The 20,326-nt window shown below is 45.4% G+C and carries 17 protein-coding genes; 16 read left to right on the forward strand and 1 reads right to left on the reverse strand.

The window, feature by feature from the left end; genetic code table 11:
• Window positions 1-111 precede the first annotated feature (111 nt).
• The 15 genes from BUA34_RS01775 (at window position 112) to BUA34_RS01845 (ending at window position 18,683) form a co-directional block, all read left to right on the forward strand.
• The gene (locus BUA34_RS01775; RefSeq protein WP_072827014.1) at window positions 112-1,419 is read left to right on the forward strand and encodes a deoxyguanosinetriphosphate triphosphohydrolase; all 1,308 of its coding nucleotides are present in this window, start codon (window positions 112-114) and stop codon (window positions 1,417-1,419) included.
• Between the two features lie 5 nt (window positions 1,420-1,424).
• Window positions 1,425-2,123: an HAD family hydrolase gene (locus tag BUA34_RS01780; protein ID WP_072827015.1), complete on the forward strand. Its 699-nt coding sequence runs from the start codon at window positions 1,425-1,427 to the stop codon at window positions 2,121-2,123.
• A 117-nt stretch (window positions 2,124-2,240) separates the two neighbouring features.
• Window positions 2,241-3,047: a metal ABC transporter permease gene (locus tag BUA34_RS01785; RefSeq protein WP_072827016.1), complete on the forward strand. Its 807-nt coding sequence runs from the start codon at window positions 2,241-2,243 to the stop codon at window positions 3,045-3,047.
• Window positions 3,048-3,057: 10 nt separating this feature from the next.
• On the forward strand, window positions 3,058-4,170 hold the full coding sequence (locus tag BUA34_RS01790) for a hypothetical protein (protein ID WP_072827017.1): 1,113 nt from the start codon (window positions 3,058-3,060) through the stop codon (window positions 4,168-4,170).
• A gap of 258 nt (window positions 4,171-4,428) precedes the next feature.
• The gene (locus BUA34_RS01795) at window positions 4,429-6,513 is read left to right on the forward strand and encodes an FISUMP domain-containing protein (protein WP_072827018.1); all 2,085 of its coding nucleotides are present in this window, start codon (window positions 4,429-4,431) and stop codon (window positions 6,511-6,513) included.
• Window positions 6,514-6,534: 21 nt separating this feature from the next.
• Window positions 6,535-8,682, forward strand: a complete 2,148-nt coding sequence (locus BUA34_RS01800; RefSeq protein WP_072827019.1) for an FISUMP domain-containing protein — start codon at window positions 6,535-6,537, stop codon at window positions 8,680-8,682.
• Between the two features lie 147 nt (window positions 8,683-8,829).
• Window positions 8,830-9,639, forward strand: coding sequence for a PDZ domain-containing protein (locus BUA34_RS01805; RefSeq protein ID WP_072827020.1), 810 nt, complete (start codon window positions 8,830-8,832; stop codon window positions 9,637-9,639).
• A 72-nt stretch (window positions 9,640-9,711) separates the two neighbouring features.
• Entirely contained in the window at window positions 9,712-12,192 is a 2,481-nt protein-coding gene (locus BUA34_RS01810) for a putative LPS assembly protein LptD (protein WP_254794276.1), read from the forward strand.
• Window positions 12,193-12,282: 90 nt separating this feature from the next.
• A complete protein-coding gene (locus tag BUA34_RS01815; protein WP_254794277.1) occupies window positions 12,283-12,855 on the forward strand; it encodes a Maf family protein in 573 nt (190 codons plus the stop codon).
• 3 nt (window positions 12,856-12,858) lie between these two features.
• Window positions 12,859-13,797, forward strand: a complete 939-nt coding sequence (locus BUA34_RS01820) for a helix-turn-helix domain-containing protein (RefSeq protein WP_072827022.1) — start codon at window positions 12,859-12,861, stop codon at window positions 13,795-13,797.
• Window positions 13,798-13,808: 11 nt separating this feature from the next.
• The gene (gene hisB, locus BUA34_RS01825) at window positions 13,809-14,393 is read left to right on the forward strand and encodes an imidazoleglycerol-phosphate dehydratase HisB (RefSeq protein ID WP_072827023.1); all 585 of its coding nucleotides are present in this window, start codon (window positions 13,809-13,811) and stop codon (window positions 14,391-14,393) included.
• A gap of 348 nt (window positions 14,394-14,741) precedes the next feature.
• Complete coding sequence (locus tag BUA34_RS01830; RefSeq protein ID WP_072827024.1) at window positions 14,742-15,803, forward strand: hypothetical protein; 1,062 nt, start codon at window positions 14,742-14,744, stop codon at window positions 15,801-15,803.
• A 235-nt stretch (window positions 15,804-16,038) separates the two neighbouring features.
• The gene (locus tag BUA34_RS01835; RefSeq protein WP_072827025.1) at window positions 16,039-16,872 is read left to right on the forward strand and encodes a TIGR02147 family protein; all 834 of its coding nucleotides are present in this window, start codon (window positions 16,039-16,041) and stop codon (window positions 16,870-16,872) included.
• On the forward strand, window positions 16,859-17,851 hold the full coding sequence (locus tag BUA34_RS01840; protein WP_072827026.1) for a hypothetical protein: 993 nt from the start codon (window positions 16,859-16,861) through the stop codon (window positions 17,849-17,851). Before BUA34_RS01835 ends, BUA34_RS01840 begins: the two co-directional genes overlap by 14 nt.
• 25 nt (window positions 17,852-17,876) lie before the next feature.
• Window positions 17,877-18,683 (forward strand): outer membrane beta-barrel protein, encoded by an 807-nt coding sequence (locus tag BUA34_RS01845; RefSeq protein ID WP_083579701.1) that lies wholly within the window; start codon window positions 17,877-17,879, stop codon window positions 18,681-18,683.
• Here the strand turns inward: BUA34_RS01845 and BUA34_RS01850 are convergent.
• Window positions 18,680-19,648: a KamA family radical SAM protein gene (locus tag BUA34_RS01850; protein WP_072827028.1), complete on the reverse strand. Its 969-nt coding sequence runs from the start codon at window positions 19,646-19,648 to the stop codon at window positions 18,680-18,682. The genes BUA34_RS01845 and BUA34_RS01850 overlap by 4 nt on opposite strands.
• A 41-nt stretch (window positions 19,649-19,689) precedes the next feature.
• Between BUA34_RS01850 and efp the strand changes: the two genes are divergently transcribed.
• The gene (efp, locus tag BUA34_RS01855; protein WP_072827029.1) at window positions 19,690-20,274 is read left to right on the forward strand and encodes an elongation factor P; all 585 of its coding nucleotides are present in this window, start codon (window positions 19,690-19,692) and stop codon (window positions 20,272-20,274) included.
• Window positions 20,275-20,326: the final 52 nt, after the last annotated feature.

Here is a 20,326-nt window from a genome sequence, read left to right on the forward strand (position 1 = left end):
TAGGTAATAGGAAATAGCCATGCATTTTATGCATCTGTATAGGGCGGCGAAGCCGCGATTCTTTACCTAACGCCTAATACCTAAAGCCTATAACCTTTCTATATTTATAATATGCTACAATGGGATACGCTTCTTTCTGCAACGCGTTACGGTCACCCGGCCGATCCGGACCCGAACCGTTCTGACTTCCATCGCGATTACGACCGCATCGTTTTTTCTACAGCTTTTCGTCGCTTAGGCCGTAAGACTCAGGTTCACCCGTTCTCGGTGAATGACCATGTTCACAGCCGTCTTACACACAGCCTCGAAGTTTCGAGCGTGGGCCGTAGCCTTGCGATTACGGTGTATCACTTGATTAAAAAGCATTTGCCGAAGTATGTGAACGAATACCAGTTCGGAACGATTGTGCAGTCGGCATGCTTGGCGCACGATATCGGTAACCCTCCGTTTGGCCATGCGGGCGAAGCCGCTATCCGTGAATGGTTCCGCAAGAATCGCCATTCTGCGCCGATGTCCGAAATGAGTGACAAGGAAATTGCGGACTTTGAAAACTTTGATGGTAACGCTCAAGGCCATCGCATCTTGAGCAAGCTGGAATACCATTTCCTCGATGGCGGCATGCGCTTAACGTATGCAACGATCGGTTCGATGATCAAGTATCCGCGACTTGCTTATTACGGTTGCCCTACAAGTTTGTTTAGAACTGAAGCCGAACTCTACCGCGAAACGGCAGAAATCCTTGGTATTCCTGAAATTGAAAACGGCGTGTGGGCTCGCCATCCGCTCGTGTACTTGATGGAAGCTGCAGATGACATTTGCTATTCCATTCTCGATGTTGAAGATGCAATTGAACTTGGCATTTTGACGTTTGGCGATGTGCGCAATATGTTTAGTTTCTTGTGCGGTCCGGACGTGGATATCGACCGCGAGTTTGAAGAAAATGGCCAGAACTTCAGAGACTTCCTCAGCAGCATTCGTGGACGTGCTATCCAGAATTTGATTGATGACGTGGCTGTGCTTTTTGTGAAGCATTACGACCGCATTATGGAAGGAACGCTCGACAAGCATTTGATTGACCTTTCCCGTTCCGATACGATGGAAGGCATTCGCATTGCAAAGCGTTTGGGCGTGGAACGCATTTATCCTGACCGCCGCAAGACGGAACTTGAAGTCGGTAGTTACACGACGCTTAGCACCGTGCTTGATGCATTTATCAACGGCGTTTACGATTATCGTCAAAACGGTCGCAACTCGTACCGTGCAAACAGAATTGTACGCCTTATCGGGCAGGCTAAAATTGGGCAGAGTGTCACGACTGCCGAAGCGTACCACCAGGTACTTGACTTTGTGAGCGGCATGACGGATAATTATGCAACGTACTTGGCTCGTCAAATTGGCGGCCTTGCCATGGGATATTAATCAAGGTGAGTGCGTTGAACGACGGCATAAAAAACGATGCTTCTAAAATTTGGTTGTTCGATTACGACCTGACGCTTTATGGCGAAGAGGAACGTTTTGTCTTAAATTCGCTCGATCACCGCATTGCTGAGTTTGTCCAAAAGACTGTGGGCGGTACGTTCGAAAGTGCAACGGAAATCCGCAAGGATTATCTGCATCGTTTTGGAACAACGCTTTCGGGCCTCATGGCAATGAACGGAACTGCGCCTGATGATTTCTTTGACTTTATTCATGAACCGGAATACTTAGTTTACCCCAAAGTATCGCCTGAAAAGTTTGCTCTACTAAAATCGCTTGTGGGGCACCGCTTTGTGTTTACGAATGGGCGAGGGGACTGGAGCCGCGCCGGTATGGCCCGCATGGAAATTGCGCCTGCCATTGAGGATGTTTTTGACCTCAAGCTAATGGATTGGGAAGGTAAACCGCACGTAAGCGCATACGAAAAGATTGAAAACTGGCTTGTGGCGCGAGGCGTTTTGGATGCAAATGCCAAAGAAAAGTCGCAAATTGTGCTGCTCGAAGATTCACTCCGCAATTTGGAACCCGCTCACGAACGCGGCTGGACTACAGTTCTTGTAAATCCTAACATACAAGCGCCCGATTGGGTGGATTTTCACATCCCGCATTTACTAAATTTAAGAGAGAAGTTAATTACGAATCTATAACAGAGGTCTTTAGTCAATAGTCATTGGTCTTTAGTTTTTATAAGACGTCTTGGACGCGATTATTAAACAAAAGTCTATTGACTAATAACCAATAACTAATAACCAAAAGCTAAAAATATGCTCGACTTACTTTCCATGGATTTTATGCAGAACGCCCTGATTGCAGCGGTGCTTGTGGCCATTGCTTGCGGCGTGATGGGAACGTATGTCGTCGTGAACCGCCTCGTTTCGCTTTCGGGCGGTGTGGCGCATGCTTCGTTTGGCGGTGTTGGGCTTGCTTGCTTTATCGGTTTTTCACCGATGCTTGGCGCGCTAGGTTTTGCTTTGGCTTGTGCGATGCTCATGGGCTCGCTTACTTGGCGTGACCGCAAACATGCCGATACGTTTATCGGGATTATCTGGGCTGCGGGTATGGCGCTTGGCGTGATTCTCACGGATTTAACGCCGGGTTATAGCAGTGAAATGATGAGTTTCTTGTTTGGTAGCCTGTTGACCGTGCCGACGGAACTTCTTTGGTGGATGGGCGCGTTGCTTGTGTTCATATTGGCATCAGTTTCTATTTGCTACCGTAACTTTCTATCGATTTCATATGATCCGGAATTTGCGCGTGTCCGTGGCATTCCCGTGCTGAACTATTACATGCTTTTGATTGCGCTGATTGCGCTCACGGTTGTGATTGCTGTGCAGGCGGTGGGCATGATTCTTGTGATTGCGCTTTTGACAATTCCTGCGTATATCGCGGAATGTTATGCCAAGAACTTGCTCCAGATGATGGTGATTTCGGTTCTGGTTTCGCTTGTGCTCGTTGTGCTTGGGCTTTTGGTTGCATGCCAGTTCAATTTTGTCGTGGGCCCCACGATTATTGCGGGTGGAGTTGTCATGTACTTGCTCAACTTTGCCGTAAAAAAGATTGTGAAAAAATAGGAGAGGGAAAATGTTTTCTAAATGGCGTATTTCGATCGCTTTCTTGTGCTCGTTTATGGCAACTTCGGCATTCTCTGCCGTTGCCCGTAATTCGTTCGACAACATGGATGTCAAGACATCTTATTCTGAACTGTTACAAGAAAAGAATGCCCGTAACGATTCCTTGCTGCCTGCTTTCGATGGCGACAAGGCCTTTGCAGAAGTGCTCCGCTTGAATCCGAATTTCTGGAGTTTGGGCAGTGCCATCAACAAAGAAGAATCCCTCGTGACAAAGCTTCACGTCAATTTGATTTTTGTGGACGGTACTCGCGAAGACCCGTTCTGCGAACTCGATAAAGACGCAAAAAATACGGCAGATGAATGGAACGTGCGTATCGGTGCGGACTTTGTTTCGGCAGGTTCGAATACCGTGCATATTCACGTGCAGCAGTGCTTGGACTATGTTCGTGACCAGCTCGGTTACGCTATCAAGAAGGGTGACAAAATCGTACGTGTCCCGCCCAAGGAAGTTCTTGATAAAATCAAGAAAAGTGAAATCCCGGATGCAATCGATATCGATTTGCAACAGACTCTTTTGAAAGCTCATGAAGATGTGAACCTTACCGGCAAATGCCCCAAGGATATCGAAGCCTACATCATCCTCATGAATGTCTATAATCAAGTCAAGAAAATGAAGATGGACTACGTTGTCATCAACGATCAATTGAACAAGCACCGCAATGGCGGTTCCCGTGTGCAGTCGTGCGCCTTCAGCCGCGAATGGAACAAGCGCTACCAGGAAAGTGCTAGCTTCGAATGTGATATCGATAATGACCGCTGCACCTACCGCCAAGAAAATGATGGCGATACCGAATGGTCCATCAATTATGAAAAAGACCGCTTTGAATACATCAACAAAAAGTTCCTCTTCTTCAATCGCAATCCGATGAGTATCCACAAGGGTGGCACGATGATGGATTTGCGTCTTATTCGCCTCTCTACGACACTTTATCTTGAAGCCTACATCAATTTGAAGGGTGAACCTGTAACGCTTGGCCTTATCGTTGTTCCTGGCGACAAGAGCATCAAGGACTACGAAGACGACCGCCCGTCTTACGAAGAATCCCGCGAACTGACGGAATAATTTTGAGTTGTCACCCCGGCCTCCGTGCCGGGGTCGCCTTTTTTATTTGATTTCGCCAATTTTGAAACTTTTCAATATAATTTAAAGTATAAAAATGCTACTTTGCAATATTTTTCGGCATTTTTCACTTGATTTTGAAAAATGCGTAACTCTCAACGCTTATTCTGGGCGTTGATTTTTTTTAAATACATTCAAATAATTTGAATGTATTTTAAGACGAGTGTTTGGGTGCACTACAATTGTGTAGAAGGGGGACGGATGAAATTTTTTGCATTTCTGTTTTCGGTGCTGGTGTTGTTTGCCTGCTCCGAGTCGGAAAATGTTGCGTTTTTCAATGATAGCGACCTCACCGCTCAGGAGGGGAGCTCTTCGAGCTTCGAGGAACTATCAAGCTCTTCGGAAATTGCCGCTAGCAGTAGCGATGTGTTGCTGTCGAGTTCGTCTGCGCCCATGCTCATTCAAAATTGTGTGTCAATGATCATCACGGATGGTCTTGACTCCATTGCGTCCAGCGAAGACTATTCTTGGGATAAGGGCGGCGGAGCTGGCTGCGGTGTAGCCGCGTTTGTCAAAGGTTCTGGCGTTAGCAGAATTGGGGCGAGTGATTACGCCTCCTATTACGATACTCTCCTTGCACGCAATCCTCCCGCGCACATGGTTGCGCTCGACACGATTCTCGAAAAGCGTATCCAAAAACTTTCCGAATCGGGAATTGCACCAAAGCAGCAGGCTGAATGCATCGCACAAACGGAACTGTTCGAGGCCTTGGGAATCGATTCCGTTATCAATAAAAAATCAGGTGTCACAAAGGTCACCGTCAGTCGAGCTCTCGACTATATTTTTGGCGGCACGACGCAAAGCGATTTTTATAAGGGTGTGAACGATTATTTTGCAGAGAACGGCACGCTTTTATTCGAGCATTACTGCAATTTTGAGGATTTGGACAACTACAAAAGTGAAAGAAAAAACGGAAGATATTATCCCAATATTTTTAACACCTATCCCCGTTACACTTTATACGACAACAGTGCTTTCGAATCGAAAGGATGTGCTGGAGGCATACCGCGCCCCATCCCGCTAGAATTGGTCAATGAGACAAGACGCAAGTGCATGAACCTTCCTATTTGCGACCAGTCCAATCGCGAGACCGTCGTCGAGGTAAAGCATATTTATGCGTATTTGGGTACAGTTCCGTTCGTTTGCAGGGAAAATGGCTGGAATACGCCGAATGAGATGGAACTTGCAACTGATGGAAATCCATGTGACAAAGAAGGTAAATACGTATTTTATTCTAAACGTCCCGATACTTCGTTCGTTTGCAGTTTAGATTCGGGATGGCATAAGGCGATGACCATCGATGCAGAAACTTTTGACGTTCCCTGCGATGAACATGGTAAACTTTACAAAAGCCCGAACAGACCAAATGTCACCTACGTTTGCCGAACGACGGCGTTTTGCAGAACCCATAATGGTCATCAAGAAGCTCCTTGTTTTGCTGACCGCGGCTGGGATTATGCCCAGCAAATGGATTTTGAAACATTGAACGCACAATGTGATAGCGAGGGCAAGACGTACCAAAGTCCGTCGGATTCGAACTTGTACTACGTTTGCCATGACGGAATGTGGACTAAGTTTTTCAATATGCCTTGCGATACCGACAATATGCGTGTCACCGTTAAAAATGAAAATGTTAACCCAGGCTTCGATCGATACATTTGTTATAACAAAACATGGCGGCGCGCAGGCGAATGGCACACGGATTTCCCCACTGAATATTATTTCAATCCCGATTTTGATTACGGAAGTTTCGAAGACCCACGCGACCATCGCATTTACCGTACGACTGTTTTTAAAGGCAAAACTTGGATGGCCGAAAACATGAAGTACGAGGGAACATTCTTGACGGACAATCCTCAATCGACAACTTGTCTCCAAGACAGCTGTAAAAACTTGGGGCGTTTCTACGATTTATACACTGCCGCAGAAGTTTGCCCCGAGGGGTGGCGGCTCCCTGATTCTAGCGATATTGAAGATTTTAGAGGTTCGCCATTGGATGTTAGAAATTTATTTTCGCTGCTTTATTCTAGAGGAACGAATGACCCTCACGGCTTGAGTTTTATTCCGACAGGAAGAATCATGAACCAACCTGACTTTAGTTTATATGGTGGGCAAGGAGGATCCTATCTTATGTGGATGAGCCCGACTCAAGAAAAGAAACGCCGTATCGCCTACATTAATGGGATTGATGTTGATTTTTGGTGGGGCGAAGATCTTAGAGAAATGTACGCAGGTAAGGAATACGACTATACAACTTACGTGCCGGTTCGTTGCATCAAGGAATAAAATTAAGAGGGAGAAGGCTTGATGAAAAAATTTGCTTGTTTGCTGTCGGTCGTCGCGTTAGTCGCGTGCTCGGAATCCGAAAATATCGCGGATTTTGATAGTGGTGCAATTGCTCAGGAGGATAGCTCTTCTAGTGACGAAAATTTGTCTGCTACGGATGAGACTCAATCTTCAAGTTCCTCTTTATTTAGTACAACCTTGTCTAGTGACTCGAAAGATGTCGTAGCTTCTAGTTCTTCTCTAGTTGCACAGTCTTCTGATGCTAAAGATAAGCTGCTTTCTTCAAGCTCGTATTATTTGGACTTTTTAGATACTGGAATTCCGGGCAGAGGTGCTGGCGGAGGTTGTGTTGCCTCTTTATCTGCATCGAATGGTGCTACTGCTTTTCCTGATTATACGTGGGGAACGGGCGGTTTTCGTCCTGAAGAACTTCCTCGTTCGATTAACGGCTATAATTTGCTTGTTGAAGGACGTGCTGTAAAGTTGATTGCGGATGGAGTTGCTGCGGAAGATGCCGAAAAGATTGCAAAGAGTGAACTCGTTGCAGCATTGGGATTGGATACTTTGTTTGTTCAAAACCCGTTGATGGATAGGCCGGCTAATTTTTCGAGGGCTGACGTTGAAAATACATTGAATTATTTCTTTGATCGTGATACTGTTGTGACCTATAACATTGTCAAGTCGTTTTCTGAAAAGGGAACTTTAGATCGTTCCGAATATTGCGGCATATGGAATGTTTCTCCAAGCAATAGCTGGGGAGGCGAAGAAAATGCTTTTATCCCTTATAGAAACATTTCGTTGTGGGCAAGAACAATCGGTCAACCAGGATGTGCCGCTACCGGTTATGAATCTGTTCCACCTACTTATATTTTAAACAACGTTTATCGGAAATGTATTGGACTCCCTTATTGCGATGGTAAACAATTTGGTATTATCGAACAAGCTGGTCTTAAAAATATCATAGCTGACACGCTTTACTATTGCGGTACAAGCGGCTGGACGCTTTTGATGAATTATGAAGATGATACCAAGGATATTCCTTGTGACGAAATTGGCAAAATGTTCAAGAGTGCTTCTTTAAGTGAACATTATTATGTTTGCAAGGAAAACGGCTGGAATGTCGCTACAAAAATGGATTATGAGACTAAGGATATTCCGTGCGGCGATTCAGCAAAAGTTATTCAAAGTCCGACGGATACGACTAGGTTCTATCTGTGCAAAAATTCAGAATGGAAAATTGCTACTCAATTGGAAAAGGAAACGACAGGAATTCCTTGCGACCGCATCGGAAAAATGATAGAAAGTGAATGGAGTAACCAAAGTAATGGTGGTATCTTTTACATCTGCCATGAATCAGGCTGGGACCAGGCTACTTATAGAGAAAGGGACATTGGCGATAGAGCCTGTGATGCAGAAGGGATGACAATCCAGGGCTTACGCGATACTTTGATGTTCTATGTATGTTTCCAAAATGTTTGGGTCGATTTCAATGAAGCTCCTTGCGATACAGATAACAAAAGGCTTTACAATCGCAATGCTGGGGGTGAAAACCAATATATCTGTTATAACGGCAAATGGCATTCTATGATGGAATGGAGTTGTGAGTTCCCGAAGGAGTATTACTTCAATCCTGATATCGAGTATGGAACGTTAATTGATGAACGTGACGGAGAAACTTACAGGACTGTTGTTCATAACGGATACACGTGGATGGCTGAAAATTTGAGATATGTGACGGCAGACGCTTCGCAAAGCATCCCTGTTGAAGAAGGGTGCGAAATTGCTGGTAGATTTTATTCGAAGGAAGCCGCTCTAACCGCTTGCCCTGCAGGCTGGAAATTACCTGATTCGATGGCTGCTTATTCGTTAAAAACAAGGGAATATGACTATCTTTCTCCATTTTTGCAAAATTGTTATAATGAACAATTTGTGTCTGATATAGGTTCTCGCTGTAATGGATTTGATTGTAATACTAAAGGAACTTCATTTTTGCCTTTAGGAACAAGTAAAAAGCCGCATACCGAAAGAGGACCGGAAAATACCAAGTACTGGGCTTATAGCTACAAAAATCCAGGTGATATTTGGGCGTTTGGCTTTGGTTTCAATTACATGACGTTTTATTATGTGGACGAGGATGAGCTAGTCCCTATTCGTTGCGTCAAAGAGTAGTTTGCATTAGCCAAAAAAGACCGCTTATGTGCCCATCCGTTGCGTTGAAGGGTGTTTTTGCCGTTTTATTCCGTATATTTCGGCCTGAATCCGTTTGAAATAAGAACTTTTTATTATATATTATGGAAGAAATTTAAGGAGATTATTATGAATAGTTTTGTTAAGGCTTCTTTGATTGCCGCAATGATGACGGCTCCGCTTATGGCTGACGAATCTTTTGGTGGTGTCGGCATTACCATTTATCAGGTGGGCGAAGGCGTTCATGTGGCCGAAGTCATCCCGGGCACTCCGGCAGCAGAAACCAATCTCCGTGCCGGTGATGTTATTACCGCTGTTGATGGTGTAAGCCTCAAGGGTCAAAATATTGAATTTTCTAAGGCAAAGCTCCGCGGCCAGGTCAACAAGCCGCTCGAAATCACTTATACGAGCAATGGCGAAACCTATTCTACCGTGATTCGTCGCGCCCAGATTACCGTGAAGGACTTGGACAACAAGGCCGTCAAGAGCTGGTATGGCGACAAGGAACGCGTGAACGCTCAGGAACTTGAAACGTTTGCAAGCGCTACCGAAAATGACAAGCAGCTCGTTGCTGTGCTCAGCCGTGGTAACCTTGTCAAGAACGATGTCGCTGTTGCTTCTGCTGATGTGAATGGCGTTTATGTGGAAAAGGCTAAGACCGCTCCGAAGTTCACCAAGACGACTCCGGTTCGCTCGGGTGATGCAAGCCTCCGCCTTTTCAATCGCAAGGCTCTCTCGTTCACGGTTAAGTCTACGGGTCGTGTTGCAGTGACGATCATGAATGCCGATGGCGAACAGGTCGCAAAGCTTGGCCTCGACAATGCTGTTGCTGGCGTGAATACGATTAACTGGAATGGTTCTCAGCTCCCGAGCGGTCGCTACGTTATTTCCATTGACCACAATGGTTCTGTAAGCGGCGCCAACGCCCTGCTGAAGTAATATTCCGCTATAATCAAAAATTTGAGGAACGCTTCATATTTGGAGCGTTCTTTTTTTCTATCTTGTGGAACCGTGATTTTGTCCAAAACCCATCGTTATCTGTGGGCCGTTTTTGCATTGCTTGTCGCTGCGGTCTTTGCTCCTTGCTCTTATGGCGAGGACATGACCCGCTTTGAACTCGAAGAGCGCGAGCAGCCTGTAGAAGATACGACCGAGGTCGATTGGATGAACGATACGACAGGCGTCGATACCATTGAATATCATGCGGTTGACCTGGTGTACGATGTAGAAACATCGACATTCAACTTGAACAAGTCTGCTCAACTCAAGTACCGAACCGCAACACTTGAATCCGATACCATCTGGATGGACCAAAAGAATCAGATTTTGGCCGCTTCTGGAAATCCCGTACTTCGCGAAACCAAGAATCCTTCGCTTTCGGGTATGCGTCTCAAGTACAACCTCAAGTCTAAAATAGGCGAGGTCTATTACGCAACGACGTTCCAGGACAACCAGCAGTTGAACGGTATGGAAGTCCGCCGTTTGCCGGATACGCGAATCCAGATTGCGCGCGGTGACTTTAGTACATGTAACGATACAACTCACCAGCACTTCTACTTTTATGGACGCCGCATGGTGGTAAAGCCCAAGGAGACGATTACCGCAAGACCGGTGGTGTTGAATATTGCCGATGTGCCTGTGGCAGTTCTCCCGATGATTGTGGCTCCGCTCAAGAGTGGTCGTAAGTCCGGTATTTTGACGCCCAAGTTCGGTGGCGACCAAAAGCAGGGCTATTACTTGCGCAATATCGGTTTTTACTACGCTGCCAATGATTACTGGGATGCTACGATTTCTGCAGACGTGATTGAAGGCGACGAAGCACGTTTTGAACGCTCGACGTTGATGGGCGAAATTCGCTATAAGAAACGATATTTGCTCGATGGCTACTTGCGCTATACGAGCTACCTCGAAGAATTCGATTTTAGCAACAGCGGTTACGATATTGAATTTTCGCATAACCAGAACTTGACTCCCGATGCAAAGCACACGTTGAGTGGTCAGGGCTCCTTTGTGAGCGATAGGGGAATCCGTAAGAATAACTCGCTGGAATCGAGCACCATTTTGAACCAACAGGCAAATGCTTCACTTGCTTATTCTGGAAAGTTCGGCAACAACAAGAGTTTGACGGTCAAGATTTCACAGAATCATAACCTTACGACGGGCATGCTTGAACGCGACTTGCCCGATATCCAGTACCGCATGAGCGGAAACCTTTTCAATTTTGAATTGGATGAAGGCGAAATTGCTGCCGAAGACGGCTCGTTCCAGTCGTTCCTTGAAAAGTTCAACTACAGCTTTACGAACCGCTTTAACTACAAGTCGCACCGCGAACGCGACACTTTGCAGAACAAGGATACGACGGCGCATTATTTAGGTTACACGGGTACTTATACGCTCGATTATTCTGGACGACTTTTTGACGTTATCAACATTACGCCGCGAGCAACGTTTACGGGATATTGGACGGGTACCTCTTGGCGCAATCCGAATGATTCTTTGTACAAAAGAAAGCGCTATGTGAGCTTTAATCCTGAAGAAGGAACTTATGGTAACGTTGCTTACAACCATAGCTACAGCTTGACCGCCGATACAAAACTCTATGGTATCTGGGTTCCTGAAATCGGGCGGTTCACTGGTATTCGCCATGTGCTTTCTCCAAGCGTTTCTTACACGTATGCGCCTGAAATCGATACGGTCAAAAAGTTTGCTCCGCATCCGTATCTCGGACAATATCCGTACCAGCAAAAGCAACAGACGATTGGCTTTAGCTTGAGTAACGATTTTGATATCAAGTATCTCAAGGTGGCTGCAAAAGTCGATACGACTCGCGGTGATTCCTCGAAAAAGGCCAAGGCCGTTGAGGACCAGTATGGCACACGCCGCTTGCTTACTACAAGACATAATTTTTCGTACAACTTTGCGGCAGACTCGCTGAATTTCTCGGATATTTCGTCTTCGTTTGGATTCCAGGTTTTGCCGGACTACATGTTTACCATCAATACCCGCCATAGCTTCTACCACAAGTACGATTCGAATCCGAATAAAGTCAAGTTCCCGGAACTCACATACTGGGGGTATGAACTTTCAAAGAATTTCCATTGGAGCGGTACGTTTAATGGAGGCTTGCCTTCGCAACTTGAAAAGTACGAAATGCTGAATTGGTCTTTGAGTTTGGATTACCGCTATTCGTTCAGCAGTACGCGCGTGGCTAAGAATTTGTTCAAAGACAACATTTCTCATTCGACGGGTATTTCGGCATCGTTCCAACCGACTGTCAACTGGGATGTTTCTTACAGCACCCGATACGATTATAATGAAGGTAAGTTTGTTTCGCATGAATTCACGTTCAAGCGTGTGCTGCATTGCTGGCAGCTCGATTTTACATGGACACCGACAGGTCCTGCCGCTGGCTGGAGCTTCTCTGTGTATGTGCGTGATTTGCCGGATATCAAGCTGAATGCCGGTAGCACCGACACGAAGGTTTATGATTAAGTTAGACGAAAGATGTGTCTGTTGCAGTGTCATCCCGGATCGCCATCTCGTCAATAATTTGTGATATTAACTAGTAACTAATAAGCTATTATGACTGAATCAGAAATAATCCTTGCAAGCGGTTCTCCGCGCCGTTCTGAAATTTTAAAACAGTTGGGTGTTCATTTCCGCGTTGTGGTCTCTGGCGAAGACGAAAAGCCCACAAGCACAAATCCGCTCGATTTCCCGCGTGAAAACGCATGCATCAAGGCTTTGTCTGTATCGCGCCAGGAACGCGATGCCTATGTGCTCGGCTTTGATACGCTTGTTTTTTTGGACAACATGCCGCTCGGCAAGCCGAAATCCGAAGAAAACGCCCTTGAAATGCTAAGCAAGCTAAATAATCGGGGCCACGTTGTCATAACCGGTGTTGCAATAGCCCGCAACGGCGAAGTCCTTTGCGCTTCTGAAGAGAAAACAGAGGTCTTTTTTAGAAACTGTTCCTTACAGGAACTTAAAGATTATGTAAATTCTAAAGACCCGATGGATAAGGCGGGTGCCTACGGTATTCAAACGAATGGTGCGCGCCTAATAAAGTCTATCAACGGCTGTTACTACAACGTGGTTGGGTTACCAGTTGCACGTACACTGGAAATGTTGGATGGTTTACAAGTTAAGGTATAGCAAATGATTCAATTGGATGAGAAAAATCCCAACGAACGTCTCGGCGATTTTTTGGCCCGCGTTCGCGAATCTCAAGGGCTTTCTATTGACGATCTTTCGGAACGTACGAAAATCTCGGTGAAGATGCTTCGTTTTATTGAAGCGAGTGACTGGAAGTCTTTGCCGGTAGACGCTTATGTCCGTAGTTACCTGAATTCTGTAAGTACTAAGCTTGGCTTGGATACAAAGGCTGTCCTTAAACTTTATGCTGAAGAAGCTGGTTCAAGCTTCGCTACGCGCGACACGGAACCGATGAAGAATATCGCTCCGATCACGGAAGAAGAAAGTAAGCCGCGCAGCAAGGCCGTGCCTATTGCCATTGTTGTCATTGTGGCTTTTTTCATTGTCGGGCTCCATTTTGTAACGAAGGGTGACGCTACTACTGATAGTAACGCCAATCCGCCGGCGGTGGTTGCTGCTGAAGATTCTTCGGAAATCAGTCAGGATATGCCTGAAGGAGCCGAAGCTGTTCCTGCAGATTCCATCAAGGACGAAAAGAATGAAAAGGTGACGCAAGCCGATGTCGATAAGGCTATGAAAAAGTCTGAAAACCTCCCGGCATCTGCAACGATTTTCATTTCGGCATCTTCTAAGAAAGATACCGTGACGGGTCCGGTTTCGGACAATGGCCGCACGAAGATTGAACTTGTCGGTTCCGGCGAAATGCGTTCCTGGGTCGGCATCAAGCGCGACGAAGATGATGATGAATTTGTGAAAGAAGCGAATATTGCAACGGTCGATAACAAGCTGGTCTATACGGCTAGCGGCACGTTGTATATCGTGATTGGCGAACCGCGTGCTATTGGCAAGATGTATTTGAACGGAGTGGAAACCCCGGTTCCTGTGCCGAAGTTTGGCCGTGTGGCTCGCTTTAGCGTTTATGACGGTCGTGTCCTTAAATAAGAGGTGCTAAGATGCGTTCTTCTAAGATTTCTCGCAAGACGGGTGAAACCGATATTCAGCTTTTCTTGAATTTGGATGATTGCTCAAGAGGAAAAATCAGTTCGGGTTCGGGATTCTTGGATCACATGCTTAACTTGTTCCAAGTGCATGGCGGTTTCCATCTCGACTTGACCTGCAAGGGCGATACTGAAGTCGATATGCACCACAGCATGGAAGACATCGCCATTGTGCTTGGCCAGGCTCTCGTTGAAGCTTTGGGCGACAAGAAGGGAATCGAACGCTACGGTTTTTACTTTGTTCCGATGGATGAAGCCTTGAGCCGCGTTTGCATTGACTTTAGCAACCGCATCGGCTTTGTCTGGAATGTAAAGCTCCCTGCTGCAACTGCAGGCGGAATCGAAGCCAGCATGTTCGAGCACTTCTTCAAGAGCCTTTGCGAAAATGCACGCATGAACTTGCATGTGGAACTGTTCTACGGCAATGACAACCACCATTGCCTGGAATCGATTTTCAAGGCTTTTGCTCGTGCCGTTGCTATGGCTGTGGCTCCTTCGCGTAACGTGAAAGGCATCCCCAGCAGCAAAGGCGTTCTGTAGTAAGGTCGCGAGAATCGTCGCGGTTGAAAAGCGCGAGAATTGCCGAACTTGTCATGCCCGCGAAAGCGGGCTTTATCTTTATTGTCATGCCGGACTTCGTTCTCTTTGACCACTTAGAACTTTAGTTCTTACGTGGTCATGATCCGCGTATGGGGACGGCATCGCCTTTTTAGAATCCTTTTCACATCTTGTAAAGCTTTGCATGGCGAAACTTCGGTTTCGCCATTTTTTGTAAAGAATCCTTATTTTGTGAGATATTTAACGTATTAATATACGTCCTGCATATTAAGTTATTTCTTATAAAAGTTTTATGTTTTGCCTCGGTGTGGGTGTTTTAGCGAGGCCGTGATGAAAGTGATTTCTACGACATTGAAGTTGGCGTGTAGCCCTTTAGCTTTCTGCGATATTGCATGGGCTAAAAGCGATGTCGACTATCGTAAATCGCTTGCTAAAGCACGCGTCTATATGGTGGCTAAAAAGCCCCGCGTTGATTTTTGCAATATGAAATTTTCGGGGCGTAAAATTGATTTTGACCTCGTGAGCGAATGTGGTCGCGTAAGCGTTTCTATCCCTACCGATGAACCGCTTTTTAAGCCGAGTGAAAAGAAAACGCTTGTAGTCGATGTTGGTACTGACGCACCGCATGTTCTCGCTAAAGATGAAATTGTTGCAAAGACTCATGGAATAAAATTCTATGAAGTTGATACGGCGTTCTTTGAAAAGGCAAGCGACAAGGAACTGAAAAAGTGCTTGGACGAGGACTCCTTTGTGGCTTGGCTGACGCCCGAAAGACTTTTGTACCTTTATTCGAATCGGTTGATTCGAATTCCGAATTTGGATAAAACCAAGTGTTTCCTTTGGAATTACGAACCGATGTTTATCGGGAAGGTGGTGCGTCCTGTTGTTAAAAATGCAGAAACGCGCCATGCACGCGAGACAATCCTTGATATGCTCGAGTCCGAAATTGAAGATTGCGAGGATATCTGCAATGACGTTGTGCTCCTGTTCTTTGATGTTGAAGAGCGGGATAATAGCCTTTTAATTGGCAATGCGGTTTCGATCAACGAATTTCAACTCCCTTTAAACGGTCTTGCCTTGCCTTCAATCGATTTGCTTGCGGTGGCGGCCGAGAACGTTTTTACCGAAAAATTCAAGCCCAAGTACAACGCCGCCCTTTTCCACCCGTACCTCAATGGTGAGGATGTCGCAACCGAGACCGAATACGATGCCGTTGATTACGCCGTCGATGACTGGATGACTCTTGTATTCAAGGGGATGAAATGGTATGGCGGGCTTGAAGGAAATTGCTTGGTGTATAGCAAAGGCAATAATTTACGTGTGATGGCACCGACGTCATTTGATGATTTCCTAGAAAGGAAGTTTATCGAATCCGTACTCGCGTGTTCTTGACGTCATGCTGAGCCTATAGGGCGAAGGATCCAGTAATTTCACGAATTATTTTGTCATGCCCGCCTTGAACGGGCATCGCCTTTATGAAACGCAATGTTTCTTGTGAGTGACTAAAAATTGCTAATTTTTAACAAAAATTGCTAAAATTTTATAAAATTTGAAAAATTTGTTTCATTAGTGTTGAATTGTTGGACTGCATAATTTATCTTTATTGGTGTAAAGGTTACATGTAAAAATGAAATCCGTTTTTGAATACAGAAACTACCGCGAGTACATTCGAGACTTTTACGAGAGTCGTAAAAGATGTTCCGCGTTCACTTGGCGCGAATTTGCCAAGCAGGCTGGTTTTTCTTCTTCGGGATTTTTAAAGCTTGTCTGTGACGGTAAAACCCGACTTTCGAAAGTGGCGGTAGAAAAGGTCTTGCCTGCGATGAATTTGTCTGGGGAACAGGCGGAATATTTCCGCTTGATGGTCTCGTTCTGCGATTCGCAACAACCTGAAGTCCGCAGTTCATCATTTGAAAAAATGATGAAGATTGCGCAAGAAAACCGCGTGGAATTTTTGGAAGCGAAGTCGTTCGCGTATTTTTCGTCGTGGACAAATCCCGCGTTGAGGGAACTTGCCCCGATTATGAAGGGCGCAACTCCGCTTGAAATGGGGCATGCGCTTGTCCCTGCAATTTCTGCTGCAGACGCTCGCGAATCTTTGGAACTTCAGGAATCGCTTGGCCTCTTGAAAAAAGACGAATGTGGAAATTATCATCAAACGAGTGAAGGTGTTTCAAGTACCCGCGAAATGGTGTCGGCAACGGTTGTCAGTATGCAAAAGCAGTATGCGCAACTAGCTGCTGATGCTTTAGAACGTTATACGCGCGATTACCGCCACATCTCTGGAATGACGATGGGGCTAGACCGTGAAGCGTATGAACGCTTGGCTTGTGAACTTGATGCTTTCCGCAAAAAAGTTGCAGAAATTGTGTCTAACGTGAAAAGTTACGACCGCGTTTATCGAATGAATTTACAGCTCTTTCCATTGAGCAAAAAGGTGGATAAAAATGAAAAAGAATAAATACTCTATACAAAGTGTTTTGTCAATTTGCTTTGCTTGCTTAATTGTTTTTGCAGGGTGTGCTGGCTTTACCGAAGATGGAAATTCTTTAGAAACAAATAACTCAATTGATATTAATTTAGAAAGTCAATTTGCTGCGGCTCGCACCACTCAGATTGGAAAAGTGGATGTGGGCGAAACGGAAAGCACGATAACTATTATTCACGAACAGATCGGTGCATGCGTTAAGAAAGATAGTGTATTTAAATGGGATGAATCATTCTATTGGGGAGATACGATAAAATATTATTGCAGTTTCAAGGGCGATACTCTTGTTCTTACGGATTCTTCTATAAATCATGATACAGGTTTGCCTACTTATACATCGTTCTTTTTTGTCGGAGGAACTAACGGTGTGCTAGATGGCATTTGGATGGTGTCTCCGTGTGTTTCATTTCAAGGTGATCTTGTATGTTGGGATGATGGCGTAACGACGTTTATTCAAATTGATGGCGATAAAATAGAATTCCGTGAATCTCAAGATAATTTTGATTATATGAGTTCAGGTTTTGTTTATAATCTCTTTTCTTTTATTGATAGAAAACCGCGGATTGATTATTCAGTATTGAGTCAAGCTGATATATTTGCGCATTCAATGGATTTGGAATATTGGACTACTCAAGATAACTTTGTTATTAATAATAAAACAAATAGAAACATGACTTTTACGTATGAAGGTAGATTCTGGACTTTGAATGTTGATTATGTCAGTAGGTCTGATTCTGCGGTTGTGAGTCTCTCGTCTGGTGACGCCACCTGTCAATGGCACTTCCGTGAGAAAAAGAGTTCTTTTCAAGAATTATGCCGTGAAGAATTTGAAGAGTATCTGTATAGCACTTATTGGTATAGCTTTGATACTTATGTATGGAACTATAAAAATAACAATTACGAGGAATTCGGTTCTTGTATTAACAGAATCCAAGGCATTGAAAAAAATTAAAAATAAATTGTGTTAGGAGGAAAATATGTGGTTAAAAAATAGAATGGGCAAATTGGTGGTGACCCTGTTGGCTTCCATGCCGTTGCTTGTTTACGCTTCCGGTTTTGCGACAGATGCGGCGGATAAATCTCTGCGTTTGGGCATTCACGCTGGCGTAAACAAAGTTAACGAAGTTACCGATGCTCCTTGGGGGATTTATGCCGATGGGGTGGGGTATGGCGGAACGCTTTCGTTTGATGTGTTGTACCGTATTTCACCTCGGTTTTCGCTCCATTCTGGTGTGGGCGTGGATTACCGCTATTTTGGTTCAGATCACCAATTTTTGGGATGTGAAACGGAAAATACAGTAATTGATCTAGATGTAGAAGGTTCGTCTCGTAGTGAATGTTTTTGGTCCGGTTCAAATAAAGACTATTTGCTTTATCTAGAAATCCCGATGTTGGTGCAATTTCATATTCCGAATATTCTCTATTTCGAGGCGGGGCCTGTTTTTGATTTTAAACTCATGCGGAAAAAAGACTACTTTGATAGAGAAATTCGTGAAGATAAATGCCAAGAAGACCGCATTGCTGGAGCTGGCTTATCTGTAGGTTTCGGGCACGTTTTTTCATCGGGCTTTTTCATTGATGCCCATTTGTCGTTCCAATTGACGGATCTTGTGTCTATTGATAAGAGCTGTAGCAGTTATACTGTTACTACGTGGAAGACTTATCTCAATCCTGAGACGGGGGAGACCATCAATGAGAAGGATTTTGATTATATCGAAAAAATTGAAGTGGGTTCGTATTTCTTGATAAACAAAATCCAGCTCGGCATCGGCTACTGGTTTTAAACGGGCGTTTTGCTCTTTTCCCCGGCAATCTCACGAACGAGTTTCGGTACGAGGTAGCCGGGGAGTTTTTTGCGTATTTGCGCGATGAGTTCGCGGGCGCATTCATCACTGATTTCAAAATGGGCGACCCCCTTTGCATGGTCGAGTTGATGCAAATAGTAGGGGAGTACACCTTGTTCAAAAAGCTTGCGGCACAAACGTTCCAACGTTTCTGCATCGTCGTTCACGCCTTTCAGCATCACGCTCTGGTTTAAAAGCGTCCAACCGCTAAATTTGAGCTGCGCAAAGACGGCGGCAGATTCTTCATCGAGTTCGTCGGGATGGTTCACGTGCACCACGAGCACGCAATTGAATCGTGCGGGGAGTTCACGCAAAAGTTCAAAATGCTGCATCACAAGGTCGGGACGCATCACGGGGAGTCTTGTGTGGATGCGGAGTGTCGTGACGGAAGGGTGGAATGCAATTGCTTCCACAAGGTCGCGGAACGGCCCTGGCCCAAGTGTGAGCGGGTCTCCGCCCGAAAGAATGACTTCCCAAATGTTTGTATGAACGTCCAGCCAGTTCGAAACTTCACTTGCAATATTCAGTGTGTCCTGGAAGGGGTAGTTGCGCCTGAAACAGAAACGGCAACGCACACCGCAGGCTGATGTCGAAACGATAAGGGCGCGATTCTCGTATTTTTGCAAAATGCATTCGGACTTGCCCGCAGGGAGGTCTCCAACGGGATCATCGACGAATCCCGGAGCATCCTTGAGTTCGTCTGTAGAAGGTAGAACCTCGCGTAGCAGTTTGACGGGCTCGCTTGATTTCTTGATAAGGTCGGCGTAATGCTTGGAACAGTTAAAGGCAAACGAAGGGTTGTGGTCTAGGTTTGCTTGCATTTCGCTTGTCAAACCTGTAAAATCTTTGCCCAAATAGTCTAAAAAATCAGAAATATGCGTGAAAGTTTTAACAGAATTTTCCATTATATTGCTAAATTTAGAATCAAAAACCAAAAGAGGATAATATGGGTACTGTAAGCACCAACGAATTCCGTAAAAAATTGAAAATCATGGTTGATGGTCAGCCGTATGAAATCATCGAAAACCAGTTTGTGAAGCCGGGTAAGGGTCAGGCTTTCAACCGCGTTCGTATCAAGAACTTGGTGACTGGCCGTACTCTCGAACGCACCTGGAAGAGCGGTGATACGGTGGAAGAAGCTGATGTGACCTACACCGAAATGACCTACCTCTACAACGACGGTTCTACTTGGTACTTCCTCAACAGCGAAACTCAGGAAACTGAAGAAATCTCCAAGGAAGCTCTCAATGGCTGCGAAGTTTGGCTCCTCGATGGCGCTACTGTCGAAGTCACTTGGTGGAAGGATCCGAAGACGATGGCTACACTTCCGATCGAAGTTATCCCGCCGACCTTCGTTGACTTGATGATCGTTGACGCTCCTCCGGCAGTTCAGGGCAACACTAGCGGTAACGTGATGCGTGAAGCTACTCTCGAAACTGGCGCTAAGGTGATGATTCCGCTCTTCATCGAAAACAACACCAAGATCCGCGTGGATACCCGCGACGGTTCTTACCTCGAACGCGCAAAGTAATAAGACCGCTCGGCTCTTATGCTAGTGAAAAAGGCTCCCGTGAAACGGGAGC

It is taken from the genome of Fibrobacter sp. UWB12, from assembly GCF_900142485.1.
Classification (GTDB): Bacteria; Fibrobacterota; Fibrobacteria; order Fibrobacterales; family Fibrobacteraceae; genus Fibrobacter.

What these genes read in the sequence shown, in the direction of transcription:
- BUA34_RS01795 (WP_072827018.1), top strand. Translation starts at nt 4,429, where the DNA reads ATGAAATTTTTTGCATTTCTGTTTTCGGTGCTGGTGTTGTTTGCCTGC.
- BUA34_RS01800 (WP_072827019.1), top strand. Translation starts at nt 6,535, where the DNA reads ATGAAAAAATTTGCTTGTTTGCTGTCGGTCGTCGCGTTAGTCGCGTGC.
- BUA34_RS01835 (WP_072827025.1), top strand. Translation starts at nt 16,039, where the DNA reads ATGAAATCCGTTTTTGAATACAGAAACTACCGCGAGTACATTCGAGAC.
- BUA34_RS01850 (WP_072827028.1), bottom strand. Translation starts at nt 19,648, where the DNA reads ATGGAAAATTCTGTTAAAACTTTCACGCATATTTCTGATTTTTTAGAC.
- BUA34_RS01830 (WP_072827024.1), top strand. Translation starts at nt 14,742, where the DNA reads ATGAAAGTGATTTCTACGACATTGAAGTTGGCGTGTAGCCCTTTAGCT.
- hisB (WP_072827023.1), top strand. Translation starts at nt 13,809, where the DNA reads ATGCGTTCTTCTAAGATTTCTCGCAAGACGGGTGAAACCGATATTCAG.
- BUA34_RS01815 (WP_254794277.1), top strand. Translation starts at nt 12,283, where the DNA reads ATGACTGAATCAGAAATAATCCTTGCAAGCGGTTCTCCGCGCCGTTCT.
- BUA34_RS01785 (WP_072827016.1), top strand. Translation starts at nt 2,241, where the DNA reads ATGCTCGACTTACTTTCCATGGATTTTATGCAGAACGCCCTGATTGCA.
- BUA34_RS01805 (WP_072827020.1), top strand. Translation starts at nt 8,830, where the DNA reads ATGAATAGTTTTGTTAAGGCTTCTTTGATTGCCGCAATGATGACGGCT.
- BUA34_RS01775 (WP_072827014.1), top strand. Translation starts at nt 112, where the DNA reads ATGCTACAATGGGATACGCTTCTTTCTGCAACGCGTTACGGTCACCCG.
- BUA34_RS01820 (WP_072827022.1), top strand. Translation starts at nt 12,859, where the DNA reads ATGATTCAATTGGATGAGAAAAATCCCAACGAACGTCTCGGCGATTTT.
- BUA34_RS01840 (WP_072827026.1), top strand. Translation starts at nt 16,859, where the DNA reads ATGAAAAAGAATAAATACTCTATACAAAGTGTTTTGTCAATTTGCTTT.
- BUA34_RS01845 (WP_083579701.1), top strand. Translation starts at nt 17,877, where the DNA reads ATGTGGTTAAAAAATAGAATGGGCAAATTGGTGGTGACCCTGTTGGCT.
- BUA34_RS01790 (WP_072827017.1), top strand. Translation starts at nt 3,058, where the DNA reads ATGTTTTCTAAATGGCGTATTTCGATCGCTTTCTTGTGCTCGTTTATG.
- efp (WP_072827029.1), top strand. Translation starts at nt 19,690, where the DNA reads ATGGGTACTGTAAGCACCAACGAATTCCGTAAAAAATTGAAAATCATG.